Source organism: Paraconexibacter sp., from assembly GCF_059438195.1.
In genome coordinates this window covers 58368-76799 of the sequence record NZ_JBLKKY010000013.1, presented here as the reverse complement: position 1 = coordinate 76799, position 18432 = coordinate 58368, and the positions used below count along the sequence as shown (strand labels likewise).

The following is an 18432-nucleotide window of genomic DNA, read 5'->3' as shown; positions in this document are numbered from 1 at the left end:
CGCGTTGGATTCGCCCCCTATGTGGGGGTCAATCGAACGCGCGTTGATCTCGCCCCCCGCGCCCCGCGGCTCGGGGCGGGCGGACCGATGTGCCGAGGGCGGGCGCTCAGCCCCAGGGGTGCTCGTCGCCCCACGGGCTCGGCCCGTCGGGCTCGTAGCCGACGCCCTCGAGGAGAGCGGTCCGCTTCCAGCGGCTCACCGGCTCCTCCTCGGCGACGATGACCGGGGCGTTGTCGTGCAGGAAGCGCTGGATCGCGGCGACGACGGCCGCGGCCTCGTCCGGTGTCGCGGAGGCGGGGATCCCCTCGATGTGCGGGCCGTCGCTCGGCATCGGCGGGGATCCTACAGCCGGACGGTCTGCGGGCTCCCCCTGCCCTCGCGCAGGGCCTCCATCGCGCGCAGCGCGATCGCGAGGTCCTGGATCGCCAGTCCGGTGGAGTCGAAGAGGGTGACCGCCTCGCTGCCCGGCCGCCCGGCCGCCTCTCCGGCGAGGACCGCCCCGAGGTCCGTCACCCGCTCGCGCCCCACGAGGCCCGCCCGGACCGCGCCGGTGAGCTCCCCGCCGTGGCTCGCCTGCGCCCACTCGTCGCAGAAGAGGGCGCACGAGGCGACCGCGGCGGGCGTCATCTCGGCCTTGCCCGGCCCGTCGGCGCCGAGCATGTTGAGGTGGAGGCCGGGACGCAGGTCCTTCGCGTCGACGACGATCTCGTGACCGGGGGTGACGCACGTCACGACGTCGCAGCGCAGCGCCTCTTCGCGCGTGCCGGCGCGCCAGCCCTCCCCGAGCTCGTCCGCGAGACGGCGGGCGCTGTCCTCGTGCGGGTCGTGGACGACGTTGCCCCCGCCCGTGCCCCAGCCGTCGGCCGCGAGGCAGCGGGCGGCCCACGCCCCGTGCAGCCCGCAGCCGATGAGGCCGACGGACGACGCGCCCTCGGGCGCGAGCGCCCGCGCGGCGATCGGCGCGACCGCCCCCGTCCGCAGCGCGGTCACCGCGCGCGCGTCGAGGAGCGCGAGCGGCTCGCTCGTCTCCGCGTCGCTCACGCAGAGGAGGCCCATGACGGTCGGCAGCCCCTTCTCGGGGTTGTCCGGGAACGACGAGATCCACTTGAGGATCGCGATCCCGCCGCCGAGCGCAGGCATGGCGCGGAAGTCGCCGTGGGGCGGGCTCTCGAGGTAGACCTTGCTCGGCATCGTCCACTCGCCGCGGCGGTGGGCGACGAACGCGTCGCGCGTCGCGGCGATCGCCTCGCCGGGGGGGACCGCGGCGAGGAGGGCGTCGTGGTCGAGGACGGAGAGGTCGGGCATTCAGCCTCCGAGGCCGATTCGGTGAGCGAGGTCGTCGTCATCGTCGTCGCGCCGCCCGCCGGAGCCCGGGCCGGGACTCCCCGGCGGCGGGGGCGCCGCAGGGCCGCCGAAGGTGTGCGGCGGGGCGGCGTCCGGTCCGCCGCGGTCGTCGACGACGGCGCGCGTGCTGCAGATGATGTCGTGCAGCGTCCGCCGGCGCCGGTCCCAGACGGCCCACAGGTAGCTCACGACGATCGGGAACGTGAAGAAGGCGAGGCCGCCCTTCACGATGATCTCGCGCAGGAACGCCCGGCCGACCGTCGGCGGCTCTCCGGTGTCCATGACGAGGCGGATGCCCACGAGGCGGCGCCCGATCGTCCGGCCCTGCCACAGCCCGAGCATGAGCCACGGGACGAGGAGCGTCCAGAGGATCGCCCCGCCGATCCCGGCGACGACGGGCCACACGTACTCGTCGACGACGACCTCGCCGTCGTCGACGTAGGTGTCGGTGAAGGCGGCGTCGTCCCCGACGGCGAGCGTGACGACGACGGCGACCGCGATCGCGACGACGAGCGGGAGGACGACGTAGTCGACGAGGAGCGCGACGGCGCGCTTCGCGATCGTCGCCGGCTCGAGGGCGTCCGCGGGCCGGGGGCCGCCGAGGAGCGACGAGGGCGTCCCGGCGTCGTAGGTCGGCCGGGCGCCCTCCGGGGGCAGGAAGCGCGGCGGCTCGGTCACTCCGAGGATGGTACGTCCCGGCCGGTAGGGTCGCGGCCTACCGTGCTTCCCTCGGCGACGCAACACATCCTCAAGAGCCTCCCCAAGGAGGCGACCGTGCTCGATGTCGGCGGGTGGGCTGCGCCGTTCAACCGCGCGACCCACGTCATCGATCTCATGCCCTACGAGACGCGCGGCGCGATGGGCAGCTACGGATCGGGACCCGAGCGATTCGAGCGCCGGACGTGGACGATCCGCGACGTCTGCGCCCGCGAGCCGTGGCCGTACGCCGACGACCAGTTCGACTTCGCGATCTGCGTGACGACTCTCGAGGACATCCGCGACCCGATCTGGGTGTGCCGCGAGATGAGCCGCGTCGCCCGGGCGGGCTACGTCGAGGTCCCGACGATCGAGGCCGAGCTCATCTACAACGTCGAGGGCAACGGGCCCTTCCTCGGCCACGAGCACCACCGCTGGCTCTGCGACGTCGTCGATGGGACGCTCGTCTTCACCCACAAGCCGCACTCGATCCACCACGACTGGACGCTGCGCGTGAACGACCGCTGGCGCGCGCGGATGAGCCTCGAGGACCATCTCCTCGGTCTCTTCTGGGAGGGCGAGATCCGGGCCGGCGAGCGCCCGCTCATCGGGCCGCAGGACTACGCGGCGTTCTACGACGAGCTTCGTGACCGCCTGCGTCGCCGGTTCGAGCCGTCGACGACGGAGATCCGCGCGAAGCAGGCACGGGACGTCGCGCGGCACGCGGCCGGGCTCGCGGCGCAGCGACCGCGGAGGTTCGCGGCGAGCCTCCTCGACCGCCTGCGCTGAGCGTCCCTCGGGGCCCGAGGTCAGCCGCGGCGGCGAGCGCCGAGGACCTCGCCGGTCCCTGACTGCACGAGGAGCTCGTCGAGGGCGCTGCCGGGGGTGACCTCGACGATGAAGTTCGCGCCCGTGGCGGCGCACATCCGGCGGCAGCGCACGAGCGAGGCGAGCCCCGTGGAATCGGCGAACTCGACGGTGCGGGCGTCGACGACGACGCTCTGCGGCCGGCCGCGGAGCCCACGGCGGATCGCCTCGATGAGGGCCTGGCCGCGTTCGAGGTCGAGCTCGTCGGTGACCATGAGGCGGAGCACCTCCGGCGCCGAGTCGTCCGCCTGCACCTCGTGGCCCGCCATGCCCGGTGAATGACCGCTCGCCGGGACACCCAAACCTCCCCGGCCGGGCGGTCCGGGCGTTCGATCCGGGCCATCGCCGGGTACGGCCCGCTGGATGTCAAACGACCTCCGCGACGGCTGTGACGGCAGGCTCTGACGCGCCGACGAGCGCGGAGCGGATCGCGGCCGCCCTCGCGGTCCTCGCCGCCTTCGAGCGGCGGGACCTCGAGACGATGCTCGAGTACGCGACGCCCGAGGTCGAGCTCACGACGATGGCGGTCGCCACGGGTCGCCGCAGCACGCCGTACCGGGGTCACGAGGGGCTCCGCGAGTACCTCGCCGACGCGGAGGAGATAGGCCTCGACTTCGCCATCGAGGTGACGGGCGCGCACGCGACGGGCGACGCCGTCGTCGTCCTGGCGCGCATCCGCGGCTCGATCGGCGGCGAGCCGGCGGACATGCCTGTCACCTACGTCTTCCGCACGGCCGGCCGGCGGATCTCGCACGCGGTGGTGAGCGCCGATCTCGACTACCGCGCCGACCTCGCCGCCGGCCTCACCGGCCTGGCAGCGCACGACGGAGACTCCTCGGCGCCGGCCGTCGCGCCGCTCGTGCTCAACCTCGAGGCGAGCGCCGAGAGCATCGGCGTCGCCCGCCGGGCCGTCGACGCGTTCGCGACGGCCCTCGGGCTCGACGAGTCGGTCCGCACGAACATCCAGCTCGCCGTGAGCGAGGCGTGCACGAACGTCGTGCTCCACGCGTACCTCGACCGCGCGGACGACGAGCCGCGCCCGATGCGACTCATCGCCGCGCACCGCGGGAGCGAGCTCGTCATCGACGTCGAGGACGAGGGGCGCGGGATGGTGCCTCGTCCCGACAGCCCGGGCCTCGGGCTGGGTCTCGTCGTCATGGCGCGGGTGGCGGCCCGGTGCACGATCGTCACGCCGCCGGACCGCCGCGCCGGCGCCGCGATCCACCTCGAGTTCCACCTCGCCTGACCGCCACGCAGGGCCGAACCGGATTCCTCCGTGGCCAGGGCCACGGAGGAATCCGGTTCGGCGCCCCGGGCCGGGCCCGGGCTACAGCGGGATGTTGCCGTGCTTGCGCTTCGGACCCGGATCGCGCTTGGTCGCGAGGGTCTCGAGCGCGGTGATGAGCTTCGGGCGCGTCTCGTGCGGGACGATGACGTCGTCGATGTAGCCGCGCTCCGCCGCCGAGTACGGGTTCGCGAAGCGCGCCTTGTAGTCGTCCATGAGCTTCTCGCGGCGCTCGTCGGGCGTCGGCGAGTCGGCGATGTCGCGGCGGTAGATGATGTTCACCGCGCCCTCCGCGCCCATGACGGCGACCTCCGCCGTCGGCCACGCGAAGTTGAAGTCCGCGAGCAGGTGCTTCGACGCCATGACGTCGTAGGCGCCGCCGTACGCCTTGCGGGTGATGACCGTGATCTTCGGGACGGTCGCCTCGGTGAACGCGTAGAGGAGCTTCGCGCCGTGGCGGATGATGCCGCCCCACTCCTGGGTGGTCCCGGGGAGGAAGCCCGGCACGTCGCAGAACGTGATGAGCGGGATGTTGAAGGCGTCGCACGTGCGGACGAAGCGCGCCGCCTTCGCGGAGGCGTCGATGTCGAGGACGCCGGCGAGCGCGGCCGGCTGGTTGCCGACGATCCCGACGGCGTGGCCGTCGAGGCGCGCGAAGCCGATGATGATGTTCTTCGCGAAGTGCTCCTGCACCTCGAAGAACTCGCCGTCGTCGACGATGTGCCGGACGACGTTGCGCATGTCGTACGGCTTGTTCGGGTTGTCGGGCACGACCGAGTCGAGCTCGGGGTCCATGCGGTCCCGATCGTCCGACGGAGTCTCGCGCGGGGGCGTCTCGAGGTTGTTCTGCGGCAGGAAGGAGAAGAGGAAGCGCGTCTCCTCGAGGGCGTGGTCCTCGTCCTCGAAGGCGAAGTGGGCGACGCCCGACTTCGAGTTGTGCGACATGGCGCCGCCGAGCTCCTCGAAGCCGACCTCCTCGCCGGTGACCGACTTGATGACGTCGGGCCCCGTGATGAACATGTGCGAGGTCTCCTTCACCATGAGGATGAAGTCCGTGATCGCCGGCGAGTAGACCGCGCCGCCCGCACACGGGCCCATGATGAGGGAGATCTGCGGGATGACGCCCGAGCACCGGACGTTCCGCGTGAAGACGTCGCCGTAGGCGCCGAGCGAGACGACGCCCTCCTGGATCCGCGCGCCGCCCGAGTCGTTGATCCCGATGACCGGGCAGCCGATCTTGGCGGCGAGATCCATGATCTTGCACATCTTCTCGCCCATGACCTCGCCGAGCGAGCCGCCGAAGACCGTGAAGTCCTGGGAGAAGACGCAGACCCGCCGACCGTCGATCGTGCCGTGGCCCGTGACCACGGCGTCCGACCACGGACGGTTCTTCTGCATCTCGAAGTCGTGCGTCCGGTGGCGGACGAACGTGTCCACCTCCTGGAAGGAGCCCGGATCGAGGAGCTTCTCGATGCGCTCGCGGGCGGTGTACTTGCCGCGCGCGTGCTGCTTGTCGACCGCGGGGCCTTCCGCGTGGATCGCCGCGGCCCGGAACTCCTCGAGCTGGGCGAGCTTCTCTTCGAACGTCTCCGGTGGCTTCTGACGCATGGCGGCGGCGGAGTCTAGTGCGCCCCGGCCGCTGGAGGCGGTGCGGTGGGGGCGGTCGTCCCCCCGCCCGGTCGAGGTCCGGGGAGCCTCGTGGCGACCCGGTCGGCCATGTCGCTCGCGAGCTCGGCGACCGCCGGCGGCGGCGAGCACGGCTCGTCCTCTCCCCTCGCGACGTCGAACCACTCGTCGGTGCCCGCCGGCGTCACCCCGTTCTCGTGGGCGTACGCGCTCACGGTGCGGATGAGCTTGTGGCGCCCGAGCGTCACGGCGATGTGCTGCCCGGCCTGCCCGATCGCGACCTGGGGCCGCCGCGGGAGAGCCGGACCGCCGCGCAGCTCGGGGAGCCGGTCGCGGCCGTCGAGGCCCGCGGGGATCGTCAGGCCTGCGAGGGCGAGCGTGGTGGGCAGGAGGTCGACGAGCTCGATCGGCTCGCGGGGCGCGTGGAGGCGCTCGTGCAGGGCGGGAGCGGGCGCGACGACGACGGGAGCGGCGAGCACCGGCTCGAGGGGCGGGTGGTGGTGGAAGTGATGTCCGTCCTCGCCGAGGAGCTCGCCGTGGGGCGAGGCGACGACGAGCGTCGTGTGGTCGAGCATGCCCCGGTCGGCGAGCCCGTCGACGAGCGCCCCGACCTGGGTGTCGACGTGTGCGGCGCCCGCTCGGAGGTGTGCGAGGGGGTAGCGGCTGTCGACGACGCCGTCGAGCCAGGAGAGCGCGTCCCGCTCGATCTCCTGCAGATGGGGGAGCACGCGCTCGAGCCAGTCGACGAGCTCCCGCGGCACCTCGCCTCGCTCGAGCGCCTCGACCCGTGGTGCGAGCCACTCGGCGAAGTCGGCGAGCGGCAGGCCGTCGGTCGCCCGTGGTCCCAGCCCGGCGAGATGCGCCGAGAGGTCCGGGCCGGTCGGGCGCGCGCCGCGGACGTGCTCGACGACCGCTCGCAGACGCGCGACGAGACCGCCGTCCGCCGTCCCGGCGCGCATCGCGGGAAGCGCGCGGACGGTCTCGAGGACGACCTCGGCGCCGTGGATGCGGCCGAGGTCCTCGGGGCGGTGGCGGCGCGCGGGTGAGCGGGGGTCGCCCTCGTAGTACGGGGCGACGAGATCAGCGGGATACGCGCGGGGCGGATGCGCGTCGAAGTACTGCACCCATGAGAGGAGCGGGACGTCGCCCTCGAGGCCGTCGAGGTGCGCGAGGAAGGCGCGGGTCGTCGCCGCGCCGTCCTGCCACGGGTTCGCGCGGCAGTCGACGACGTCGGCGAAGACGCGCGCGAAGCCGTGCGGCTCGTCGCCGAGCTCGCGCTCGCTCGGGGCGAACAGGGTGTGCCCGCCCGCGCGCGCGAACTCGGTCGGAAGGGTCGGGAGGTGGGCCGGGAGCGCGCCCCACTCCTCGATGACGCCGTGATGATGCGGGAGCCGACCGGTGAGCATCGATGCGTAGCTGCCGGGCGTCGTCGTGCTCGCCGCGCGGGCGACGAACGCGATCGCGCCCGCGTCGCGGAGGGCGTCGATCCCATGAGGGCGAGGGCGTAGGAGGCGAAGTTGAGCTGGTAGCGCAGGGCGCTCGTCTGCAGCTGCTCGATGACGTCGAAGCCGTCGAACCGCTCGACCGGCTGCAGGCAGCGGTCGAGCACGTACCGGGCGACTCCGAGGTCGTCCGCGGACAGCTCGGCGCTCTGCCCGGGGGTGGCGGCGCGGGTCGGCACCTCGACGACTCCCGAGGAGAGATACGCGTTGCGCGCGACGGCGCGGCGCCGGCCGCGCACCAGCGCGACGCGCCGCAGGGCGACGACGGCCCCCAGGCCGCCGGCGGCGATGAGCGGGACGATCCAGAGCGCGGGATCGGAGAGGCGGTGGTCGTGGAGCCCCACCGGGACGAGGGTGAGCAGCCAGACGGCCGCGGGGACGACGGCGAAGCCGGTCGCGATCCAGGCGCCGAGCGACGCCGCGAACCCGAGAGCGGCGAGCGCGAAGAGACCCTCGTGCCCCATCGCGAGGAGGCTGCCGCCCGGGACGACGAGCCCGAGGCCGAGGATCCGCCAGGCGTCGGGGAGGCCCGAGAGGGCCACGGCGAGGCCCGCTGCGGCGAGCGCCGCCCACGTCAGGACGGCCCGCCGCAGGAGCCAGGACGCCAGCGGGCCGTCCGGCCGGTCGCGGAGAGGGATCGGCCGGAAGCCGGCCGCCGCTGCGACGGCTCCCTCGACGGCGGTCATGCGGGCGTCGGCCCCTGACGACGCGGGCGCTCCCACGAGCGAGACGACCGACGGCGTCTCCACGCGAGCAGCGGCGAGGCGACGAGACCCACGATGGCGGCTCCCACGGCGCAGCAGATCATCGGGCCGCGAGCCTACGTCACGGGTGCCCGGCGACGCCAATGCCGGGGCCCGTCGCCCCCGCGAACGAGGGGCCGCGGGGTCTGCACGGCCGGTCGTCATGCGCCCGAATGGGCGCGCACGAGCTCCGACGTTCGTCCAGGCCCGCGCGAGCTGCGCGAGATGTCGCCGACGACCGGGATGCGCCGGACTTCTGTCCGGCTCGTCCCACGGATGGGACACACCCGGTCCCCGGGTGCGCGAACGAGGAAGGAGCCGGACCCATGAGGAAGTCCCTCATCATCAAGCTGCTGGCGGCGCTCACCGTCGGCGCCGCCGTCTTCGCGATGGCCGCGACGCTCAGCGTGTCGAGTGACGATCTCGGCGCGGGCAACACGACCGTCGCCTCCTGCGACACCGACGGCGTGACGACGTCGTACACGACGGCCTGGGACGCGACCGACCAGCGCTACGAGGTGACCGAGGTCACCGTGGACGGGATCGCCGACGCCTGCAACACCCAGACCATGAAGGTGACGCTCGCCGACAACAGCGGCGCCTCTCTCGTCGAGGGCACCGTGACGGTCGCCGTCAACTCGGGCGCCGCGGACACGAGCGACACCGTCACGATGGCCACGGCCCCGTCGGCCGCCGTCGTCACCGGCGTCCACGTCGTCATCGGCTAGGCCGATGGGGAGGGCCGACCGTGCCGGCGATCGACGCGCGCAGGTCCACGGCCGCGCCGCCCCGGCGGCGCGGCCGGCTCGCGCGCGGGGCGCTGATGTGCGCGGCGGCCGTCAGCCTCGCCTCGGTGACGGTCGCGGCGGCCGCCTCTCTGACCCTCTCGGACGTTCCCGCCGCGGGAGGCAGCGCGGCGGTGCTCCCGTGCGACGACGCCTTCACGACCTCGGTCGCGACCTCCGGCGGCCTCGTGTCGTCGGTGACGGTCGGCGGCATCGCCGACCCGGCGTGCGAGGGCGGCGAGATCTCGGTGTCGCTCCTCGCCTCGGGCAGCCGCGTCGCCTACGGCGGACCGGTGGCGATCCCGGCCGACGGCGACACGACGGACGGCTCGGTCGTCGTCCCGCTCACCGGCTCACCCGCCCCGGACGGCATCGACGCGGCCCGCATCGTCGTCACGGGCCCATGATGGGGCGCGTCACCAGGACCGCCGCGGCGACCGCCGCGGCCCTCGCGGCCGGGGCGGCCGTCGCGGCGGGCGGCCCGGTCGGCGTGTCGAGCGAGCGCCTCACCTCGCTCGCGATGCCCGCGACCGCGGCCGCGACGACGTGCACGCCGGCGGTGAGCGCGGACACCTACAGCGACGAGCTCAGCTCGGGCACGAACTTCGGCACGGCGTCCTCGGCCTACGTCACGTCGGCGAGCCTGCTCTCACTCGGTCTCGGGAACCGCCGGACGTACGTGCGCTTCGACCTCGCCTCCTGCGGGATCCCGGCCTCCGCGGACGTCCGCTCGGCGACCCTGAGCCTCCATCTGGCCGACGCGCCGTCGCTCTCGCGCACCTACCAGCTCGCGCGCGTCAGCGCCGCGTGGGGCGAGACGACGCTCACGTGGTCGAACCAGCCCTCGGTGAGCGGCACGACGGGGAGCGTCTCGACCGGGACGACCGACGGCGTCACGCGGCAGTGGGACGTCAGCACCGACGTGAGCGCGTTCGTCGCCGGCTCCGCGACGAACAACGGCTGGAGGGTGAGGGACAGCGTGGAGAGCAACCTCCTCCTCGCCTACACCGGACGCTTCTCGACCCGCGAGGCGGCGACCGCCGCCGAGCACCCCGAGCTCGTCGTCACCTACTACCCGTGAGCACCGTCTCGACAGCCCCGCCCGCCGCGCGCGCGCACCCGGGGGTCGACCGGGCGACCGTCCGCGGCATCGCCTCGGCGCTCGCGCTCCTCGCTCTCGTCGCGGTCTGGTTCGTCGTCGTGCGGCCGACGACGCTCGGCGGCGCCACCGGCTACGTCATGGTCTCGGGAGAGAGCATGGAGCCGAGCCTCTCGTCGGGAGACCTCGTCCTCACGCGGCGCGTCGCCGAGTACCGTCGCGGGGACGTCATCGCCTTCCGCGTGCCGGAGGGGGACGTCGGCGCCGGGGCGACCGTCATCCACCGCATCGTCGGCGGGTCCGCCGAGGCGGGGTACGTCACCCGGGGCGACAACCGCGACGCCGACGACCGCTGGCGCCCGCGTCCGGGGGACGTCGTCGGTCGGCTCGTCGCCCACGTCCCGTCGGCGGGGAGGTGGGTCGCGACGGTGCGCTCGCCGCCGGTCCTCGCCGGTCTCGCCGCCGCGCTCACGCTTCTCGCGTGGCCGGCCGGGCGCCACGGGCGCGCGGACCGCGCCGGGCGCTCCGGCGGGGGCGAGAGCGGGCTGTAGCGGAGCTCGCCCTCGACCGCGACGGCCGGTCAGCGCTCGAGGTCGTGCTCCTCGCGCAGCCGCTCGATCCCTGCCGGGGTGAGGGCCCAGACACCCGCGCTCTGCTCCGAGACCATGCCCTCGCCGCGCAGCGCGCCGAGATCGAGGGAGGTCCGCATGTCGCCTCGCGAGCGCCCGACGGCGTCGTCGATGACGGCGGTCGAGATGCCGACGCCCGCCTCGGCGTGGGCGGCGTCGGCCAGCGCCCTCAGCACGTTCGCACGATCCCGCCGGCTCATCGACGGATCCTCGCAGACGGGGCGAGGCGCATCGGCGGCGTCCTCGGCGTCGCACGGCCGGACACGACGAAGGCCCCGCCGGGGCGGGGCCTTCGATCACAAGCGGCTGATGGGATTCGAACCCACGACCTTCTGCATGGCAAGCAGACGCTCTAGCCAACTGAGCTACAGCCGCGCGAGGACGACGGAGTATAGCCGGGCCGCGGGACGGCCGGCGTCGCCGCCTACACGGGCCGCTCTCCGCCCGCCTGCGCCTCGGGCGTGACGAGCTCGGCCTCCTCCGCGCGGTACGGGCGCCAGCCGTTCGTGATCGGCATCCGGAGGTCCTGGCCGAAGGCCCGCGCCGTGATGCGGATGCCGGGCGGAGCCTGGCGGCGCTTGAACTCCGCGTCGTCGATGAGCTGCAGGACGCCGCGGATGATCGCGATCTCGGTCCCCGTCGCGGCGATCTCGTTCAGCGTCTCGCCGCGCTCGACGTAGCGGTCGATGATCTCGTCGAGGACGTCGTAGTCGGGCAGCGTGTAGATCTCGAGCTCCTGCGCGGTCGCCGGGCGCTCGAAGACCCGCGCGGGGATCACGCGGTCGCGACGGTTGCGCCACCGCGCGAGGGCGTAGACGAGCGTCTTCGGGCAGTCCTTGAGCGGGGCGAACGACCCGGCCATGTCCCCGTAGAGGGCCGCCGTGCCGATCGAGAGCTCGGTCTTGTTCCCGGTCGCGAGGGGGATGTGGCCGAGCTCGTCGCACGCCGCCCACAGGATCGCGGCCCGGGTGCGCGACTCGAGCGCGACGCGCGTCTCTGCGCCGGGGTGGCGCTCGAGCAGCGGGGCGAGGTGCGAGCGCAGAGCCGTGCTCACCGACTCGATGGGGATCGTCTGGAAGTCGAGGCCGAGGCGCGTCGCGAACTCGCGGGCGTCGTCGAGCTCCTCGGAGGGGGAGGACGGACCGGGCATCGCGAGGGCGAGGACGTTCTCCGGGCCGAGGGCGTCGGCCGCCACCGCCGCGACGAGGATCGAGTCGATGCCGCCGGACAGTCCGAGCGCGGCGCCCGTCGCGCCGTTGCGCCGCACGAAGTCCCGCGTCCCCATGACCAGCGCCTGCCAGACCTGCTCCTCCGGCGCGATCTGCGGCGACGGGGGGCTCGCGGGGAGGGGGACACGCGCGTCCATCGGGCGCACGTGGACGGTCGTCACGGGGACGGTGAGGCGCCGCGGCGGCCCGAGGGGCACATCGATGCAGAAGCGCTCGGGGGTGAACTGCGCGGCTCGGTAGAGGAGGTCGCCCGCGGCGTCGACGACGAGCGAGCCGCCGTCGAAGACGAGCTCGTCCTGGCCCCCGACGGAGTTGACGTACACGACGGGCGTCCCGTTGCGGCGCGCGACCTGCGCGGCGAGCCCGAGCCGTCCGGAGGGCTTCTCCCGGTGGAACGGCGAGGCGTTGAGCACGAGGAGGATCTGGGCGCCCGCGGCGGCCTGCGCCTCGGGCGGCCCGTCTCCCGACCAGATGTCCTCGCAGATCGCGACGCCGGCCACCGTGTCGCCGATCCGCCACAGGATGTCCCGCTGGGACCCCGGCGCGAAGTTGCGCGCCTCGTCGAAGATCTCGTAGTTCGGGAGGAGGATCTTGTGGTAGTGGCCGCGGACCTCGCCGTCGCAGAGGACCGCGGCGCTGATCGCGACGTCCCGGTCGCGCGTGTCCCACGACCGGCGCGGGGGGACCCGCGCCACGGTGCCGACGACCGCTGCCGTGCGGCCGGAGGCCGCCGCGAGCCGCTCGATCGAGTCGACCGTCGCGTCGACGAACTCCTCGCGGAGAACGAGGTCGGCGGTCGGGTATCCGGTGAGCGCGAGCTCCGGGAAGACGACGACGTCGGCCTCCTGCTCCTCGGCCCACCGCATCGCGTCGAGGATGCGCCGGCGGTTGCCGGCGATGTCGCCGACGACGTTCTCGATCTGGGCGCCGGCGACGCGGATGCTGGAGGGAGAGGCGGGGATCACGGGCGCATCATCGCGGACGGGGGCCGTGCGCGGGCGGTGCGCTGCGTCCTCCTGATCCCGGCTCACCCGAAGCGGTCGATGAGAGACCGGTAGGTGAAGAACGCGACCTTCGGCGAGTAGTCGTCGCGGAGGATCCCGTAGTGGCTCTCGAAGCTCTCGACCGCGCTGTTCGCGTCGCGGAGGTTGAACCACCGCAGCCCGTGGACGCGGTAGGCGCGGCGATAGCGCATCACGGCGCGGACGACCGACGTCATGACCGCCTGCTGCTGGAGCTGGTGGCGGTCGCTGAGGTTCGTCGGATAGCCGCTCTCCGCGAAGATGATCGCGGCGTGCCCGAGCCGTGCGCGCGGGAGGTGGCGCTTGCGCAGCGCCCGCATCGCGTCGACCGTCGCCCGGTAGGAGGCGCGCTCGAGGCCTCCGCTGCGCAGCGTGGGGCCCCAGGTCCCGGGATAGGCGTTGACGCCCACCCAGTCGACGGCTTTCGCGAAGCGCCGTCCGCCCCGCTTGCGCAGGGAGCGGAAGAAGCGGTCCTCGTCGCGTCCCTTCGCGTACGCCCAGTTGAACCCGATCGCGAGATCGCGGCGGTCCTGGCGGCGCGCCTCCCGATCGGCGGCGACGACGCCGCGGACGAGCGCCGCACGGACGTTGCGGTACGCGCCGTCGGCGGCGTCCGGCGCCCCGTCGACGTTCGGCTCGTTCGCGATCTGCAGATGCGTGACGCCGCGGTTCCCGGCGAGCTGCGCGACGCGCCGGTGGACGAACCGCACGAACCCGCGGACGTCTCCCCGCGAGGACCGGGGCCGGTAGCGGAGCACGAGCTCGACGTCGTAGCCGCGGCGCGTGTAGCCGCTGATCTGCCGACGCAGCCAATCCGGGAGGTCGTCGCCGTCCGAGCGCCGGGTGTACTCGTCGAAGAGGTGGACGACGAAGGGGCGGTCGGGGTCGGCGCGGAGGACGTCGATGGCGGCCTGACGCAGTGCCGGGACCTCGGGCCGCGCGGGCGCGGGGCCGTTGACGGTGCCGGCCCCGCCGCCGGGGTTGATGCCGAACACGAGCGCCGGCGGCGTCGCGATGCGGGCGCGGACCTCGCCGGGGCGGACGCGGTCGTCCCGCGCTGCGTCGGCGGTCGCGGTCCCGACCAGGGCGAGCGTGCCCAGGAGCGCGACGAGAAGGCGAAGTGCCCGTGCTGTCGTGTGTCCCGCGAACATCGTGCGCTGCCGCCGCAGGTGGTCCCCCGCGGGCGACGTGGAGCGAGGTCCTGCCGTGGTCTCGCTCCTGACGGGAGTGCTCGGGGCGACTCCCGTAGCGGGTCACCGTAACAGCCACGACGGGTGACGCGCGCCGCGGCGTGCAAGCCGGCCGTCAGGCCCGGCCGCGCTGGAGCAGCGCGCCGACGATCGCCTCGCCGAGACGCGGGGGCTTCTCCGTGATCCGGGCCCCGCAGCCGCCGGGCGTCGTGCGCACGACGCGCGCGGAGAGCGTGAGCGTGCCGGACTCCTGGGCGATGCGGACGATGATGTCCTCACCCGGCTCGGCCGCGACGGCGTCGAGCCCGACGCCGCGTTCGGAGATGTCGCGCAGCCATCCTTCGACCGCGCCGGAGTCCGGCCGGCCGGGGAACTCGATGCTGGCGGGGAGCCGGACGCGAAGGCGCGGGCGCGACCGCTGGTCGCGGAGATGGCCGTCGCCGGCGGCGTCGAACCGCGTCGTCGTGGGGAGCGGCCCGGCGCTCACGCGCCCCTCGATCGACACGAGCACGCCGGTGTGCCGGAAGGTGAGCGCGGCGGGGAGGCGGTCGGCGTGGAGTCGGGCGTGTGCGTCGCCCGTGAGGATCGCCGAGCTCTCGTGCACCATGAGGACACGCTCGGTGAACCGGCGCGCGCCGATCTGGAGGTCCACCTCCTGGAGATCCTGCAGCCGCCGCATCGGACGTACGACTACCGCACTCGCGCCCGGAGCGGGGCCTCGGAGCCTGGTGGCCGCCCCTCAGGCGTCGGCCGCCCGCCGCGCGACGACGAGGTACTGGTAGGCCGTGAGCCGCTCGCGCGTCTCGCCGCTCTCGCCTCCGAGGGCCGCGACGACGTCGAGGAGCCCTCGCGCGGCGTCGGGCAGCGGCCCGGCCGTCGTCGTCTCCAGGTGCGTCACCTCGAGCCCGAGGCCGGTGAAGAGGACGTCGATCTCGTGGAGCGTGAAGAGATGGACGTGCGTGCGGTCGAGGAGACCCGCGTCCGCGTAGGGGAAGCGGTCCTCGACGAGGAGCGGGAGGACGACCGACCAGTGCTTGACGTTCGGGATCGAGCAGACGAGCGAGCCGCCGGGCGCGAGCCAGCGCAGCAGGACGCGCAGGAGGCGCTCGGGCTCGCGGAGGTGCTCGAGGACGTCACCGCAGATGATCGCGTCGAACCACGCCGGCGGATACGGGAGCGTGTCGACCTCGTCGAGGTCCACGAGGTGCGCGGCATCGAGGCGAGATCGGGCCGCGGCGACGACGGACGCGATCCCGTCGAGTCCGACGACCTCGCATCCGCGGTCGGCTCGCAGCGCGGCTCCGACCGCCCCGTCGCCGCAGCCGACGTCGAGCACCCGGTACGCCGTCGCGGGGACGAGCGCCCGCAGCTCGGGTCGGGTGTACGAGAAGTAGTCGTCGTCGCCGACGACGCCGCGAAGGCCGGCTGCGGGAGTGCTCACGCCCGTGTCATCGGACGGACGCCTCATGAGATGAGGTCGCGTCGGCCATCGGGGACACTCCTCCGATGGAAGCCGGCGACCTCTGGACACGCGTGAGCACGATCGAGGCCGCTCTCCGCGAGGACGGGCGCGCCGCCGACGCCGACCGGCTGCTCGACGCGACGACGGTGAGCATGCATCCGGGGGAGGTGTGGCCGGAGACGCTGGCCGTGCTGCGCGACGTCCTCGCGGACCCGCCGCCCGCGGTCGCCGACGACGTGCGCCGGTGCGTCGACGAGCTCGCGCGCTGGCCCTAGCGCTCCGTCGGTCGCGGCACGCGACGGGCTCGGCCGGGGCGGGCCTCCGCAGCGGGAGGTCATCGGGCGTCCGCGTGGGCTCGGCGCCGGAGGGGTAGAGGCGTGAGGTGAGCGGGCGCAATCCGGACGAGATCTGGGAGGAGGGCATCGACGAGGGCGAGCGTCGCCTGCGCCGGACCCGCGTCTCGCAGGCCGCCGCGGCGTTCGGCGGGGGGACCGACATCTTCTTCTCGATCGTCGTCCTCGCCGTCGTCAGCGCGGGCCTCGCCGCCGCGATGCCCGAGGAGACGGCCTACGTCCTCGCCGCGCTCACGTTCGGGATCGGGTTCGTCTTCATCACGCTGGGGCGCGCCGAGCTGTTCACCGAGAACTTCCTCCTCCCGGTGGGCGCGGTGTTCTCGGGTCGGGCGCACTCGCGCGTCCTCTTCGAGATGTGGGCGACGACGCTCCTGTTCAACCTCCTCGCCCTCGCTCTGTTCGCCGCGGCGTTCAGCGTCGACGGCGTCCTTCCCGACGAGGCGCTCGACGAGGCCGGTCGCCTCGCCGACAAGCTCGGTGACCGGGACGTCCTCCCCGCGTTCATCAGCGCGCTGGCCGCCGGGACGATCATGACCCTCTTCACGTGGGTCGTCTCGGCGGCGGAGACCGCGACCGCCCGGGTGATCGCATCTCTCATCATCGGCTTCGTCCTCGCCGCGCCGACGCTCAACCACGCCGTCGTCGGCTTCGGGGAGATGGCGTTCGGCCTCATGGCCGGGACGGCGGAGTCGACGTGGGGGGACCTCGTGCGGAACACGGGCCTCGCCGTCGTCGGGAACATCATCGGCGGGACCGGGCTCGTGTTCAGCCTCCGGCTCGCGCAGGTCAGGGGCGAGCCGGGCAGCGACTCGGGCACCTACCGGCACACGCGCGACGGCGCGCCCTGATCGGCGCGCCGGGCCGTGGCGGTCGCGCGAGGCCGCACGGGCGGCCGGGAACGAGAAAGGCCCCGCCGGGGCGGGGCCTTCGCAGTGGGCGATACTGGGCTCGAACCAGTGACCTCCTGCTTGTCGAGCAGGCGCTCTCCCAGCTGAGCTAATCGCCCTGGGAGGCCGACAATGTAGCAGCGCGGGACGCCGGGCGGCGCGACGTGCGGGCTGTCTCGGCGGGGTCGCGTGTATTACGCTCTGGGGACCCTGGCGACGTGGCGGAGTGGCTACGCAGCGGCCTGCAAAGCCGTCTACACCGGTTCGATTCCGGTCGTCGCCTTCACGGTCCCTGCCCGGAGGCTCTCCATGATGTCGCCCGACCGTCGTGACCTCCCGCCGGGCCCGCGGATGCCGCGGGCGCTCCAGACCGTCTTCTGGTTCCGGCGCGCGCAGTGGATGCTGCGGACGTGCGCCGCGCGGTTCGGCGACACCTTCACCCTCCGCATCGCCGGCGAGGGGGACTGGGTCGTGACCTCCGACCCCGACACGATCCGAGAGGTCTTCACCGGTGACCCGCGCGTCCTCCACGCGGGGGAGGGCAACCGGATCCTCCTGCCCGTGCTCGGGCCGAGCTCGGTCCTCCTCCTCGACGACGACGCGCACCTGCACCAGCGCCGGCTCATGCTCCCCGCGTTCCACGGCGAGCGGATGAAGGCGTACGGGACGCTCATGCGGGAGCTCGCCGCGGAGGAGGTCGAGAGCTGGCCGGTCGGCTCACGGGTCGCGGTGCGCCCGCGGATGCAGGCCGTGACGCTCGAGATCATCCTCCGCGCCGTGTTCGGGGTCGCCGACGGCCCGCGGCACGACGCGCTCCGCAGCGCCCTGCGCGACCTGCTCGCGATGGGGACGAGCGTGAGCGCGGGCCTCGCGCTCATCGTCCTCGGGCCCGACCGCGCCTACCTCTACCCGCCGCTGCGCCGCTGCCTGCGCCGCGTCGACGCGCTCATCGCGCAGGAGATCGCGGAGCGGCGCGAGGTCGCCGACCTCGCCGAGCGCAGCGACGTCCTCTCGATCCTCCTCCAGGCGACCGACGAGGACGGCCGGCCGATGACCGACGCCGAGCTGCGCGACGAGCTCGTCACGCTGCTCGTCGCCGGCCACGAGACGACCGCGAACTCGCTCGCGTGGGCGGTCGAGCGGCTCTGCCGGCACCCCGAGAAGCTCGACCGCCTCGTCCGCGACGTGCAGGCGGGGGAGACCGCGTACCTGCAGGCCGTCGTGCAGGAGACCCTGCGGCTGCGGCCGGTCATCTCGATCGTCGTCCGCCGGCTCACCGAGCCGATGGAGCTCGGCGGCCGCGTGATCCCCGCCGGCGCGGCGATCGTCCCGTCGATCCATCTCGTGCACCGGCGCGGCGACATCTACCCCGACCCGGACGCGTTCCGCCCCGAGCGCTTCCTCGAGTCGCCACCCGGCACCTACACGTGGATCCCGTTCGGCGGGGGCGTGCGCCGCTGCCTCGGCGCGGCGTTCGCCCAGTTCGAGATGGAGGCGGTCCTCCGCGAGATGGTCCTCCGCCGCTCGTTCACCCCGGCGCGGCAGGAGGACGAGCGGGTCGTGCGCCGCGCGATCACGGAGACGCCGGGGCGCGACGGCGAGGTGGTCGTGGGTCCCGCGCCGGCGATGCACCGAGCGACGTCTTCGCCACCGCTCGCGCAGGCGTGACCGCGCCGGGTGTGACGTCAGAACGCCGGAAGGCGAGGTTCTGAC

20 protein-coding genes and 3 tRNA genes are annotated in these 18432 nt (G+C 73.9%); 10 read left to right on the top strand and 13 right to left on the bottom strand.

The features are described from left to right. Nucleotides 1-106: 106 nt before the first annotated feature. Genes ACME2J_RS06995 through ACME2J_RS06985 form a run of 3 tightly spaced genes read right to left on the bottom strand, consistent with a single transcriptional unit; the run spans nt 107 to nt 2022 of the window. On the bottom strand, nt 107-331 hold the full coding sequence (locus ACME2J_RS06995; protein WP_495544167.1) for a DUF8022 family protein: 225 nt from the start codon (nt 329-331) through the stop codon (nt 107-109). 11 nt (nt 332-342) lie between these two features. Continuing rightward, nucleotides 343-1305 carry an ornithine cyclodeaminase family protein gene (locus ACME2J_RS06990; protein ID WP_495544166.1) on the bottom strand — a complete coding sequence of 321 codons (963 nt, stop codon included), beginning with the start codon at nt 1303-1305 and terminating at the stop codon, nt 343-345. Beyond that, nucleotides 1306-2022: an RDD family protein gene (locus tag ACME2J_RS06985; protein ID WP_495544165.1), complete on the bottom strand. Its 717-nt coding sequence runs from the start codon at nt 2020-2022 to the stop codon at nt 1306-1308. A gap of 42 nt (nt 2023-2064) precedes the next feature. On the opposite strand from ACME2J_RS06985, the gene ACME2J_RS06980 reads away from it, so the two are divergent. Next, nucleotides 2065-2829, top strand: a complete 765-nt coding sequence (locus ACME2J_RS06980; RefSeq protein WP_495544164.1) for a class I SAM-dependent methyltransferase — start codon at nt 2065-2067, stop codon at nt 2827-2829. Nucleotides 2830-2849: 20 nt separating this feature from the next. Here ACME2J_RS06980 and ACME2J_RS06975 read toward each other — a convergent pair whose 3' ends face one another. Next, nucleotides 2850-3176 carry an STAS domain-containing protein gene (locus ACME2J_RS06975; RefSeq protein WP_495544163.1) on the bottom strand — a complete coding sequence of 109 codons (327 nt, stop codon included), beginning with the start codon at nt 3174-3176 and terminating at the stop codon, nt 2850-2852. Nucleotides 3177-3295: 119 nt separating this feature from the next. Here ACME2J_RS06975 and ACME2J_RS06970 point away from each other — a divergent pair, with 119 nt between their 5' ends. Continuing rightward, a complete protein-coding gene (locus ACME2J_RS06970; RefSeq protein ID WP_495544162.1) occupies nt 3296-4153 on the top strand; it encodes an ATP-binding protein in 858 nt (285 codons plus the stop codon). Between the two features lie 81 nt (nt 4154-4234). Here ACME2J_RS06970 and ACME2J_RS06965 read toward each other — a convergent pair whose 3' ends face one another. Next, nucleotides 4235-5800, bottom strand: coding sequence for an acyl-CoA carboxylase subunit beta (locus ACME2J_RS06965; protein ID WP_495544161.1), 1566 nt, complete (start codon nt 5798-5800; stop codon nt 4235-4237). Nucleotides 5801-5814: 14 nt separating this feature from the next. After that, on the bottom strand, nt 5815-7893 hold the full coding sequence (locus tag ACME2J_RS06960) for a sulfatase-like hydrolase/transferase (RefSeq protein WP_495544160.1): 2079 nt from the start codon (nt 7891-7893) through the stop codon (nt 5815-5817). Nucleotides 7894-8389: 496 nt separating this feature from the next. Between ACME2J_RS06960 and ACME2J_RS06955 the strand changes: the two genes are divergently transcribed. Genes ACME2J_RS06955 through ACME2J_RS06940 form a run of 4 tightly spaced genes read left to right on the top strand, consistent with a single transcriptional unit; the run spans nt 8390 to nt 10498 of the window. Further along, nucleotides 8390-8791: a hypothetical protein gene (locus ACME2J_RS06955; RefSeq protein ID WP_495544159.1), complete on the top strand. Its 402-nt coding sequence runs from the start codon at nt 8390-8392 to the stop codon at nt 8789-8791. A 20-nt stretch (nt 8792-8811) separates the two neighbouring features. Continuing rightward, nucleotides 8812-9255, top strand: coding sequence for a hypothetical protein (locus ACME2J_RS06950; protein ID WP_495544158.1), 444 nt, complete (start codon nt 8812-8814; stop codon nt 9253-9255). Then, nucleotides 9255-9929 (top strand): DNRLRE domain-containing protein, encoded by a 675-nt coding sequence (locus ACME2J_RS06945; RefSeq protein ID WP_495544157.1) that lies wholly within the window; start codon nt 9255-9257, stop codon nt 9927-9929. The genes ACME2J_RS06950 and ACME2J_RS06945 overlap by 1 nt, the downstream gene beginning before the upstream one ends. Continuing rightward, nucleotides 9926-10498 (top strand): signal peptidase I, encoded by a 573-nt coding sequence (locus tag ACME2J_RS06940; protein ID WP_495544156.1) that lies wholly within the window; start codon nt 9926-9928, stop codon nt 10496-10498. The genes ACME2J_RS06945 and ACME2J_RS06940 overlap by 4 nt, the downstream gene beginning before the upstream one ends. Before the next feature lie 29 nt (nt 10499-10527). On the opposite strand, the gene ACME2J_RS06935 is transcribed toward ACME2J_RS06940, so the two are convergent. The 6 genes from ACME2J_RS06935 to ACME2J_RS06910 all read right to left on the bottom strand — a co-directional run bounded on the left by ACME2J_RS06935 (nt 10528) and on the right by ACME2J_RS06910 (nt 15458). Beyond that, the gene (locus ACME2J_RS06935) at nt 10528-10776 is read right to left on the bottom strand and encodes a hypothetical protein (protein WP_495544155.1); all 249 of its coding nucleotides are present in this window, start codon (nt 10774-10776) and stop codon (nt 10528-10530) included. 101 nt (nt 10777-10877) lie between these two features. Next, nucleotides 10878-10951, bottom strand: a tRNA-Gly gene (locus tag ACME2J_RS06930). Nucleotides 10952-11000: 49 nt separating this feature from the next. After that, nucleotides 11001-12770, bottom strand: coding sequence for an NAD+ synthase (locus tag ACME2J_RS06925; RefSeq protein ID WP_495544154.1), 1770 nt, complete (start codon nt 12768-12770; stop codon nt 11001-11003). A gap of 62 nt (nt 12771-12832) precedes the next feature. Continuing rightward, the gene (locus ACME2J_RS06920; RefSeq protein WP_495544153.1) at nt 12833-13978 is read right to left on the bottom strand and encodes a hypothetical protein; all 1146 of its coding nucleotides are present in this window, start codon (nt 13976-13978) and stop codon (nt 12833-12835) included. A 154-nt stretch (nt 13979-14132) separates the two neighbouring features. Beyond that, the gene (locus ACME2J_RS06915; protein ID WP_495544152.1) at nt 14133-14696 is read right to left on the bottom strand and encodes a PilZ domain-containing protein; all 564 of its coding nucleotides are present in this window, start codon (nt 14694-14696) and stop codon (nt 14133-14135) included. A 60-nt stretch (nt 14697-14756) separates the two neighbouring features. Beyond that, entirely contained in the window at nt 14757-15458 is a 702-nt protein-coding gene (locus ACME2J_RS06910) for a class I SAM-dependent methyltransferase (protein WP_495544151.1), read from the bottom strand. 65 nt (nt 15459-15523) lie between these two features. Between ACME2J_RS06910 and ACME2J_RS06905 the strand changes: the two genes are divergently transcribed. Both ACME2J_RS06905 and ACME2J_RS06900 read left to right on the top strand, forming a co-directional pair. Next, nucleotides 15524-15754 carry a hypothetical protein gene (locus tag ACME2J_RS06905; RefSeq protein ID WP_495544150.1) on the top strand — a complete coding sequence of 77 codons (231 nt, stop codon included), beginning with the start codon at nt 15524-15526 and terminating at the stop codon, nt 15752-15754. A 107-nt stretch (nt 15755-15861) separates the two neighbouring features. After that, nucleotides 15862-16680: a formate/nitrite transporter family protein gene (locus ACME2J_RS06900; RefSeq protein ID WP_495544149.1), complete on the top strand. Its 819-nt coding sequence runs from the start codon at nt 15862-15864 to the stop codon at nt 16678-16680. 85 nt (nt 16681-16765) lie between these two features. Here ACME2J_RS06900 and ACME2J_RS06895 read toward each other — a convergent pair. Beyond that, a tRNA-Val gene (locus ACME2J_RS06895) sits at nt 16766-16838 on the bottom strand. Nucleotides 16839-16931: 93 nt separating this feature from the next. On the opposite strand from ACME2J_RS06895, the gene ACME2J_RS06890 reads away from it, so the two are divergent. Then, nucleotides 16932-17002: transfer RNA gene (locus ACME2J_RS06890), tRNA-Cys, on the top strand. Nucleotides 17003-17031: 29 nt separating this feature from the next. Further along, on the top strand, nt 17032-18387 hold the full coding sequence (locus ACME2J_RS06885; RefSeq protein ID WP_495544148.1) for a cytochrome P450: 1356 nt from the start codon (nt 17032-17034) through the stop codon (nt 18385-18387). The last annotated feature ends 45 nt before the right edge of the window (nt 18388-18432 follow it).